This window comes from Chamaesiphon sp. VAR_69_metabat_338 (genome assembly GCF_031423935.1).
Classification (GTDB): Bacteria; Cyanobacteriota; Cyanobacteriia; order Cyanobacteriales; family Chamaesiphonaceae; genus Chamaesiphon.
Genome location: NZ_JANPGM010000761.1, coordinates 1 through 9,971 on the forward strand (window position 1 = coordinate 1; position 9,971 = coordinate 9,971).

The following is a 9,971-nucleotide window of genomic DNA, read 5'->3' on the forward strand; positions in this document are numbered from 1 at the left end:
CGTTGAACTATGCAGTAAATGCCACAGAGATTGTTCGACTTCATCTAAGATAATTACCCCGCCGTCCCAGTCGTGAGGATTGAGTTTCCACATCGAATCTAGGCATAAGCCGAGGCTATCTGACTGCTGTTTGGGAAGCTGTTCGTTAATCCAATTCACACCAATTCTTTGACACAAAAATCTCCCTAATTGAATGCGATGAGTTAACAACAATACCGGGCGATTATTGGCTTGAGCAGCCGCGACGACTGGAATTAATGCAGTTGTTTTACCAGTACCTTTGGCTGACTTAATCCCGACAATGCCACTATCTGGAAAATCAATATTGTGTAAATACCGAGTCTCTAAGGCTAGATTTGCCGGATAACTTAATTCGCTATGCCGTTTTGATTGGGCGAGATCTACTTCTAGGTCTAGAGCCTGTTGATAAATAGTGTAAAAAGCATCGATACCCTGCGCGACAATAAAGTCATCAACACCTTTTTCAATCCCTGGTAATCTAATTACTTTTACAATACAGCCAGCTTGCTGTAATAGCTCGCCTAAATGGACGATTGCTGTATCGAGTAACTTCGCCTTGCGGGGGATGATTTCATAATCAAAGCAGATCGACAATTCTTGCTTGCGATTTGCAAAAATTGCTAGCTCGGGAATCAAGTTTCTCCCAATCGTATTACCCTGAAAATCGCGCACGACGCGATAGCCACTATTAATCCCTGGCAAGGCGATCGCGGGATAGCCATAAGTCAATAGAGTAGCGGCTTTCTTGACCCCCTCACAGATGACGATCGGGACTTGGAAATCGAGAACCCACTGCCAAAAGCCGATCGCTTCACCTTGAGAATCGACTTCAATATTTACTGGTAGTTTTAATTTAAATAAGTTAGCAGTTTTTGTCCAGATTTCTTTGGTTACGCGCAAACAAAACAATCGCGTCGATATATTGGGCGGATGTTCGTATTTAATAACTTTGCCATCTTGACTTTTGGCGGGAGAATTGGGCTTGAAAGTGCCCCATTCCATCGGTTGCCAATCATTTAATGGATCTAATCCATGACACCACCAGCCACCTTTAGCACAGTGATTGTATCTTTTCATCCAACTTGGAATGACTTGACCGCTATTATTGCGCGGAATTTGTGGTGAGATAAATAATCGATCGTAACTAGAATTTCCTCGTAAAGATCTAAAATTTATAGATACTAATTCGCGATCGATATTACTAGCAGTAACTAGTTCGTTGTGATGGGCACGATCTAAATTGGTTTGTACCATAGCCATCTGCAATTGCGAGGAGGGATTCATATTCTAATCGAAATTTCTCTAAAAAACCGAGATCGATCGAAAAGAATCTATTTAATTGCATATAGGGATATTGACTATTTTTAACCACTAGCGATAGCGTAATATGCCCACACTAATAGTTCATCTATGCTGTAAAGAACTAATGACAATAATAGCCATAGCACGAATGGCCGATCTTTCGTGAATTTTTGTATGTGTCAATACCAGTAGTCTATTTGAGGAAATATTCTGTCTAGGGATATTGACTATTTTTAAACACTATCTGTAGCGGTACGCGTTGGCGTAGCCTCTCCTGTGGAGAATCGAACGATCGCTAAAATACCTGACAATTCTCGATCGAAATTAGAAATTCATAACTCGATCGGCCAAAATATTAAAGGGGAGGTTTCGATATTCAACCAGTATTCACGACAACTCAAATCGTAAAACTACGAAGCATCATGCAAATACTAGAAGTCAAGCCACTATTGCTTAACGTTGCCGATGTGCGGCTGCGAGTCACGCCAGAAGAGTTCGATCGCCTGTGCCGACTCAATCCAGACCTGCGACTAGAAATAAATAGAGATGGAGAATTAATCGTGATGCCCCCAACTGGTGGAGATACTGGTAAGCGTAACTTTAAGTTAATCGTCCAGTTTGGTAATTGGGTAGAGAAAAATGGGCTGGGTGAAGGATTTGATTCATCGACAGGCTATAACTTTACGGCTGTTGGCGGCAAGAATCCATCGCCAGATGTGTCATGGATCGAGAAGTCGCGCTTAGAGGGAGTCGATACTTCCGGTCTGATTCCGGTGGTGCCTGATTTTGTCATCGAGCTGAGATCTAAAAGTGACCCTTTAAAGGAGGTTCGAGCCAAGATGGAAGAGTATCGGCGAGTCGGAGTGCGTTTGGGCTGGCTAGTTAACCCCCAAGATAAAACAGTCGAAATTTATCGCCCAGAGCGAGATGTAGAAATTCTAGAAGATCCCGAAACCCTCAACGGTGAGGATGTGCTACTTGGGTTTACGCTGGATCTGCGATCGATTTTCTAAGCAAATTTTTGCTCGATCGAATTAAAACTTATGACTCAGCTAAACTCAGCCGCAAATACACAACGAGTCATTCTCACCGAGTGGTTCGATCGATCGGCTGTCAGTGTCGCACCAGATTTAATCGGCTGCACGTTGGTGCGGCAACTCCCCGATGGCCGACAATTACGCGGATTAATTGTCGAAACCGAAGCATATCAAGAGGGCGATCCGGCTTGTCATGCCTATCGCAAGCAAACCAAGCGCAATCAAATTATGTTTGGTGCGGCGGGATATATCTATGTGTATTTGATTTATGGCATCTATCACTGCGTCAATATTGTGACCGATCGAGTTGGTGCGCCCAGTGCGGTGCTAATTCGGGCATTGGAACTAGAACCAGAGACGCTAAATACTATTACGTTAAGACCCAAGGAGAAGCCAGCACGAGCCGCAGCAGGGCCGGGAAAACTCTGTCTGGCGATGCAGATTAACTTGGATCTCTATGGCACCAAGCTCGCCTGGGGACAGGAAATGTGGGTGGAACATCGACAGATCGAGTGGCAAACCCAGCTAGATTTAGGAACGAGTAGCCTAGGGACAAGCTCTGCGATCGAGATCGTGCAAACAACGAGGATCGGACTAACACAAGGGATCGATTTGCCTTGGCGGTGGTACCTCAAAGGGTGTCAAGCAGTCTCAAAATTTGGTTGATGGGAGTAAGTACTCGATCTATTTAGAGCACGCAATCGCGATCGATATGATACTAAATTTGGGTAATTTAACTGTAGAAGCAAGTCATTCTACAACTTAACCTCATGCCCGAGCGGATCGGCAGGATCGGCAAGAAACTGATTCCCTGCAATACCTTCGTGCATGAGATCTCTAAAATTATCTCCTATTTGTCGTACCCGATATGTATCGAAAAATTCTGGTGTGTGCTTTAGTCCTTTACTCGTCTATGCTACCCGCAATTGCTGGTACCCAAGAGCATTCTGACGATCTATTGACATCAGAAGATCTGCATACTGTGGCGGCTGAAGCCAAATCTTGGAAGGGAACTCGCTATCGCTATGGTGGTAAAGACAAAAATGGCGTAGACTGTTCGCACTTTGTCTATGCCGTCTATAGTAGGGTGTTCGAGGGGTATGATTACCGGATGGCTGATGATTACCTGCATGATGCAGATTTTGCCGTTACAAAAGCACCGATAGTCGGGGATGTGATCGTCTTTTTATCATATCGAGGTGCCTCCGCGCACATGGGCATCGTCACCGATGTGGGGGGCAAAAAATTTATTGGCGCGCAAACTAGCACGGGTGTAAAGGAGGCTAGCTTTGCACCTGATAGTTACTGGGGCAAGCGTCCTTACCGGATTTTATCTTTATTACCTTCTAATTAACCCAAGTTGCTACCTGTAACCTCAGCGGTTAGAAACTGCGGCGAATCAGTAGGTAGTAAGTTGAGCAACACCTGCCGCATCCGCCGTTCGTCGATCGCGATCGGATCGCCATCGATGGATAAATGACTATCGAGCAGAATTTGCTTATTTGTGGCCTGTTGCCCGACCAATATTAAACTCGATTTACATAACTCCGCCAGAGACGTTTGAGTAATATTGAGTTCGAGCTTGCCAGCCGCAATCTTGGCAACATCGAGGAGATCGTTAATTAATGATAAAAGGTGCTCGCCACTGCTGGCGATCGTCTCGATCGAACTCAATTGGCGCGGATTGAGGTTGCCAAAGAGTTGCTCTCCCAAGGCTTCAGACATCCCCAAAATTGCGTTTAAAGGGGTGCGCAGTTCGTGACTCATCGTCGCTAGAAACTCATCCTTGAGGCGGGCGGCGTGTTGGAGTTCCTCAATGGTCGCTTCCAACCGCTCGTTGGTTTGATGTAGCTCGATTTCGGCTTGTTTGCGTGCGGTGATATCCAGCATGATGCCATCCCACACGATCGCACCATCAGCTTGTAACTCTGGTCGTGAAGCATTCTTAATCCACTTAATTTCGCCAGTAGGCAGCACCATCCGTCCTTCCCACAATATCGAGGTGAGATCTCGCGCCGAAGCCGCTAAGACTTGGCGTAAATCGAGGCGATCTATGGGATGGATTAACTCGATCGCGCACTGAGCGTCAGTCATTACCGCTGCGGGAGTGAGGTGGATCGGATCCTCGCAACCCGAACTGATATAGGGATAAGTCATGCTGCCATCTGGAGCCAACCGGAATTGATAGATAATCCCGGGAATATTGTCTGCTAACTGTTGATAGCGGGCTTCCGACTGGCGGAGGGCGAGTTCGGCGCGTTCGCGTTCGTCTAAGGCAGCTTGCTGTTCGGTCACATCTAGCAAAATGCCGTCCCACACGATCGCGCCAGCAGTCGTCGTTGTTTGTCGGGATTCGCCCCGCACCCATTTGCGGCGACCGGCAGGGGTAATAATTCTACTTTGCCACTCCCAATAGCCATCAGGATTGAATTTCAGCTCGCCATCTGCTGCTAAAGCTTTGAGAAACTGGGCGATAAATAATGGATTGCCTTGGGTTTTGCTGGCGATGAGAGCCGCGAGTGGTTGAGATCGCGAGATCTCACAATGTAAGGTATCGGCGATCGAGCACTCGATCTGCTGAAGCTGAAGCGGAGCAAGTTCGATCGTCCCTACACTTTTTGCGGCTTGCTGTAACTCAGACACCATCAGCATCAATGGATGCAGCGGCGATACCTCATTATCTCGATACGCCCCTAACACGAGTAAATAGCCCTTACTCTCCATTAACAATTTAATTAATTGTCGGGATGCTGCATCTGCCCACTGAAGATCGTCTACAAAGATCGTCAGGGGATGGGCTGGTTGCGTAAAAATCTCGATAAATTTTTGGAATAACCAATTAAATCGATTTTGTGCCGCCATGCCAACTAGTTCGGTAACTGGCGGTTGAATGCCAATAATCTGCTCTAGTTCGGGAATTGCTACGGTTAAAACTCGGCCATTTTCGCCCACTGCTGTCAGAATCCGGCTTTGCCACTGTGCTAATCGGGCATCGCTATCGCTTAATAACTGGCCGATTAAATCTCGAAAAGCTTGGACGAAGGCAGACAGTGGCACATTGCGATCGAATTGGTCGAATTTACCTCTAATAAATAAGCCCTGCTGGCGGAAAATCGGTTTGTGAATTTCATTAATGACCGCAGTTTTTCCCATCCCAGAGCCACCAGCCACTAACATCAATTCACTACCACCCACCGCAACTCGATTGAAAGTATCAAGCAAGGTGCGGATGGCTACTTCCCGCCCATACAGTCGATCGGGTATCGCAAACCTGTCGCTCGTACAAGGTGACTCCCAACGCATAAAAATCGGTACGATAATCAAGTCCCGTCTGTTCTGGAGCCAGGTAAGCCAGCGTACCAGCCAACCGCTGAGGCGCGATCGGGGCTGGTGTGCCGTGCGGCAAGATCGCAGCAATACTAAAGTCGATGAGTTTAACCTGTTTGGTCTGCGGCTGAATCAGGATATGAGCCGGTTTGATGTCTTGGTGGACGATCTGCTGGCGATCGAGCGCGTGCAAGGTGTCCGCCAACTGGATCGCAATCTCGATCGTCTCGATCGGCGATAAGCACCGATCTTGCCGGTCTTGGCAATACCGATCCAGCGATATGCCCCCAAAATATTCCATTACCAGCGCATAGCCGCGATCTACTTCCTCCAGGCTATACACGCGCACGCTCCCCTCAAGATCGAGCGAGCTGGCGATCGCATACTGATGGCGCAATGCCAATAAATCAGACTCGGTCGGATACGCTGATGCCAAGACTTTAATTGCCACTAGGCGCGGCTCCATGCCGACTGCTAACCCAACTCGCTCGGCACGATATACTACTGTTTTGGCGTCTCGATAAATTTCGGCGATCGCCCGATAACCAGGGAGATTCAAGTTTGAGCTGTCGTAAGTCATCATCTGTAACGATCGCGTCTGGGTGCTGCGATTGTACTAAATATTGCGATCCCAGCATTAGGCGATCGCTCACTTAATATTCCCGATTCTCGACTCGCGATTACTCTTAGCGATAATTGTGCTACTAAAATGCTGACGCTGCCGATCTCTGGGATGATTCTTCCCTCCCAACTCCCATACGGTGGTACAGCAACTCCCCGCTCCCCACTCCCCGCTCCCGCTAGCATCACTGACGTCCGATTCGTTCGAGTCGATTTACGATCCGCGTCACCAATGTGGCATCACTCGCGGGTTTGGTCACAAAGTCATCAGCACCAGCGGCAAACACCCGATCGCTGGCTAAAGCGGCTGTGTGCGCCGTCAGAAACAAAATCGGCAGACTTGCCCAGTGCGGATCGGTGCGCACCGCCCGACAGAGTTCGATCCCATCGTGGGTCGGCATATCCAAATCGAGAATCAATAAGTCCGGAGCCGAAGCCTCCAGAGTTTCCCAAAAGCGACTGGGTTCGGACAGTGTCGTCACTTTCATCCCACGCGCCGAGAGCAAAGAACTGACGCCTTCCAATAACAACCGATCGTCATCGACGATCGTCACCCTGGCTTGACTGGCGTGAGCTTGTTGCAATACGCGATCGACAGCCCGCAAAATTTGGCTGGCAGGCAGCGGTTTGGCTAAAAACAACCGGGCACCTCTGCGGGCTGCTTCAATGCGGTGGTGCAGCCCGTTAGCCTCATTTTTAGTCGGATTACCAAGCGAGCGATCGTCCAGATCCGGATGGGGTTGACTCAAGACCACGACAGGAATCTGCGGATAATCCCGATCTAACTCGGATAATGCGGCTAATCCGTCATCGACGCTGGCAAAACAATCGAGGTCGAGAATCACGAGCTGGGGTTGTTGTGCCAATCGATCGGGTGCTAAGGCGATCTCCCTAACGATCTCAAACCGTTGCTGGGCTGCAAAACTTAGTGACGTTGCCAAGGTACTCTCGTGGACGATCGCCAGCAGCCACGGGAGTTGACAGGGCACAGACGTCAGCTCTGCTGCGATCGTGGCGGCAGGCTTGGCAATCTCCTGCTGCAATACGGCTACATTGCATTGGAGTTGGGACAGGCACTCCCAAGTCAGTTCGGTTTTTTCATCTAAGAGTAATTCAATTTGTTTGGCAGCTTGGGAACCGAGTGGAAATCCGAATGTCCCCAAGCTGCCAGCGAGGTTGTGAGCGGATTGCCAAGCCTGCTGCCTAATTTCTGGAGTTAACGATCGCAATTGGAGGGCAAGACTCGCTCGCTCGATACTGGCTAATCGATCGAGGGTTTGCGGGCGATAGCGATTCCAAATTGCCGTGAGAAATTGGGGAACACCACCAGCCTCGGCAGCCAAAGTGTTACTGACGGCGGATTTGTGTTCGATTTTACCTTCGATCTCGCGTACTGGCGCACAGACATCTGCCGAGAGCGGGCGATCGATTTGGGCAGTCTCGATCGGCTCTGGATTAGCGGTTTCCACCGCTCCGTTGGCTAGCACCAGGCGATCTGCACCGCTTGATTGACGGCGACCGCTCCGTTGCTGCTGTCGTCCGCTCTCCGGATCGCTAGCTTTCAGCCGATAGCCAATCCCATAGACGGTTTCAACCAGATCTGCTGGTGCCCCGGCGGCTCTAAGTTTGTGTCTGAGTCCCTTAATATGCGTGCGCACCGCTTCTTCACTCGGCACGTCTTCATAAGTCCATAAATGTTCGAGAATCGCGCCACAACTAAACAACTGCCGATTGTGACGCAGAAATAGTTCGAGCAGGGCGTATTCTTTAGGCGTGAGGTTGAGCAGTTGGTTTTGGTAAGTAACCTCGTAATTACACGGGCTGAGGGTCAAATTTTCCCAAGTTAACACAGTTTGCACCCGATCGTTACCCCGCCGCAACAGGGCGCGAATCCGTGCCGACAACTCTTCAGGATCGAATGGTTTGACTACATAATCATCCGCCCCTGCATCCAATCCCATCGCCCGATCGTGCTTGCTATCTTTACTCGTCAGCAGCAAAATCGGCATCAGATAACCGCGCGATCGCACATGACGACAAATACTAATCCCATCGAGTTTGGGCAAGATTGCATCTAATAACAGCAGATCGTAATCGAATGCTTCGATACAATCCATTCCCGCCTGTCCGTCATGAACGACTTCGACAGCATAATTCCGCTCGGACAGCGTCATTCTGAGCAGATCGGCGACGAGGACATCATCTTCGACTACTAAAATCTTCATGATTTTCCAACTATTTCAATGACTAGTCGCTGCGGCACGAGATTAACTGGCTACTAATTGCAACTAGATTTAGTTCGGGAGCGATTGTCTCAGCATGGGCACGAACCTATAGTTGCCATCCCAAAGTTGTCGCGATTTGTTGAGCCAAATCTAGAGGGCTAAACGGTTTAGCAATCGTCGAACGAATCCCCAGTTCGGTATAATTTTGGCGATCGGTAATTTGAACTTTAGCAGTCAGCAAGATCACGGGAATCGATCGGGTTGCCGGATTAGCCTGCAATTTACTAAAAGTATCTAGTCCGTCCATATCTGGCATCATGACATCTAATAAAATTGCATCTGGCTGTTCCCGTTCGGCAGTTGCTAATCCTTCTAACCCAGAGCCAGCAATCGTTACTTGCCATCCGGCTACAGTTTCTAAGCAGATTTGAGCAACTTCCTGGATCGACGGTTCGTTATCAACTACTAAGATCCGCTTACTACTCACGATGATACCTCGACTATAATTCTGAATAACTCTTAGCGGATACCTCCGACTTTGGCATGAGGATCGATTATCTCGATCCCGCTCCCACACTGGGGAGCACGAATCGCTCCTCAACAAAGCCTGAGTATTTAACGACCCAAATCCCTGCTGGACGGGGAAACTCGCCCAAGTCCGAAGTTACCTCCAGGTTGCGTGCCTCAAGGTCGCACATCAATAGTAGTCGATCGAGACAGAAGGTCGGAGTCATGGCAAATTTGGATATTTTGCTAGACAGCTCAACGGCGGCGGCGATCGCCTCGAAAAATTTCTATACTTTAATCCTCGCACACTATTCACTCGCTGAATCTAAATAGATCGTTAAGTTAGAAGATGCAAGCGCGATCGAAAGCGGCTGAAATTATATTCTGCCTCCTCCCCCTCTCCGTTCGATTTTGACACCTACAACATTGCCTTATTTAATGATGTAGTTGCCCTGTCTGTCTCACCTACATCCAGATCGAGAGACCGCCCCACACGGTTTTTAGTTGCTCTCGGCGGACATCCACTCCCACAACCATCTATCTTAGCGACGAGGTGCTAGATCCTCATAGTCCAGATTGAGTGCTGAGATCGATTGCGGTTGATTGTCCCAATAACCCATCCCTTGAGCCATATCTGCAAACAGTGCCGGATCGTCAGCTTTAGGTCTTTGCGGAGCGGGGTAGCACTGCGTTTGGCAACCGAATAACTGATGTTTGGGAAGCCAAACTTGCCACCATATTAGTCGTCATAACGCGGCGATCGAATATTAAACGGCAATTCACTCGCACCAGCAGGTAACACCCGTCGCCACTGGAAGGGGACGATATTATCGCCAAAGTTTTCTAATTACTCACTACTATTGAATAATTCATTAATAAAACCCGCACGACCTTTAGTTGCAATCACAATCGACCAAGCAATCTTTTTCGC

At 48.6% G+C, this 9,971-nt stretch carries 8 protein-coding genes and 1 pseudogene; 3 read left to right on the forward strand and 6 right to left on the reverse strand.

Going from position 1 to position 9,971, the window contains the following annotated elements; all coding sequences use genetic code 11:
• A partial coding sequence (locus RMO84_RS21005) for a DUF3854 domain-containing protein (RefSeq protein ID WP_310490382.1) occupies positions 1 to 1,281 on the reverse strand: 1,281 nt, incomplete at its 3' end.
• Positions 1,282 to 1,745: 464 nt separating this feature from the next.
• Between RMO84_RS21005 and RMO84_RS21010 the strand changes: the two genes are divergently transcribed.
• The 3 genes from RMO84_RS21010 to RMO84_RS21020 all read left to right on the forward strand — a co-directional run bounded on the left by RMO84_RS21010 (position 1,746) and on the right by RMO84_RS21020 (position 3,714).
• Positions 1,746 to 2,336: a Uma2 family endonuclease gene (locus RMO84_RS21010; RefSeq protein WP_310490383.1), complete on the forward strand. Its 591-nt coding sequence runs from the start codon at positions 1,746 to 1,748 to the stop codon at positions 2,334 to 2,336.
• A gap of 30 nt (positions 2,337 to 2,366) precedes the next feature.
• On the forward strand, positions 2,367 to 3,026 hold the full coding sequence (locus RMO84_RS21015; RefSeq protein ID WP_310490384.1) for a DNA-3-methyladenine glycosylase: 660 nt from the start codon (positions 2,367 to 2,369) through the stop codon (positions 3,024 to 3,026).
• A gap of 247 nt (positions 3,027 to 3,273) precedes the next feature.
• Entirely contained in the window at positions 3,274 to 3,714 is a 441-nt protein-coding gene (locus RMO84_RS21020; protein ID WP_310490385.1) for an NlpC/P60 family protein, read from the forward strand.
• On the opposite strand, the gene RMO84_RS21455 is transcribed toward RMO84_RS21020, so the two are convergent.
• The 5 genes and pseudogenes from RMO84_RS21455 to RMO84_RS21045 form a co-directional block, all read right to left on the reverse strand.
• Positions 3,711 to 4,517, reverse strand: coding sequence for a histidine kinase dimerization/phospho-acceptor domain-containing protein (locus tag RMO84_RS21455; protein WP_396135915.1), 807 nt, complete (start codon positions 4,515 to 4,517; stop codon positions 3,711 to 3,713). The genes RMO84_RS21020 and RMO84_RS21455 overlap by 4 nt on opposite strands.
• Positions 4,518 to 4,766: 249 nt before the next feature.
• A pseudogene (locus RMO84_RS21460) lies at positions 4,767 to 6,153 on the reverse strand (ATP-binding protein); the annotation flags it as partial.
• Between the two features lie 340 nt (positions 6,154 to 6,493).
• Positions 6,494 to 8,533: a response regulator gene (locus RMO84_RS21035; RefSeq protein ID WP_310490388.1), complete on the reverse strand. Its 2,040-nt coding sequence runs from the start codon at positions 8,531 to 8,533 to the stop codon at positions 6,494 to 6,496.
• Between the two features lie 106 nt (positions 8,534 to 8,639).
• Positions 8,640 to 9,020, reverse strand: coding sequence for a response regulator (locus tag RMO84_RS21040; protein WP_310490389.1), 381 nt, complete (start codon positions 9,018 to 9,020; stop codon positions 8,640 to 8,642).
• Between the two features lie 67 nt (positions 9,021 to 9,087).
• Positions 9,088 to 9,267, reverse strand: coding sequence for a hypothetical protein (locus RMO84_RS21045; RefSeq protein WP_310490390.1), 180 nt, complete (start codon positions 9,265 to 9,267; stop codon positions 9,088 to 9,090).
• Positions 9,268 to 9,971 lie beyond the last annotated feature (704 nt).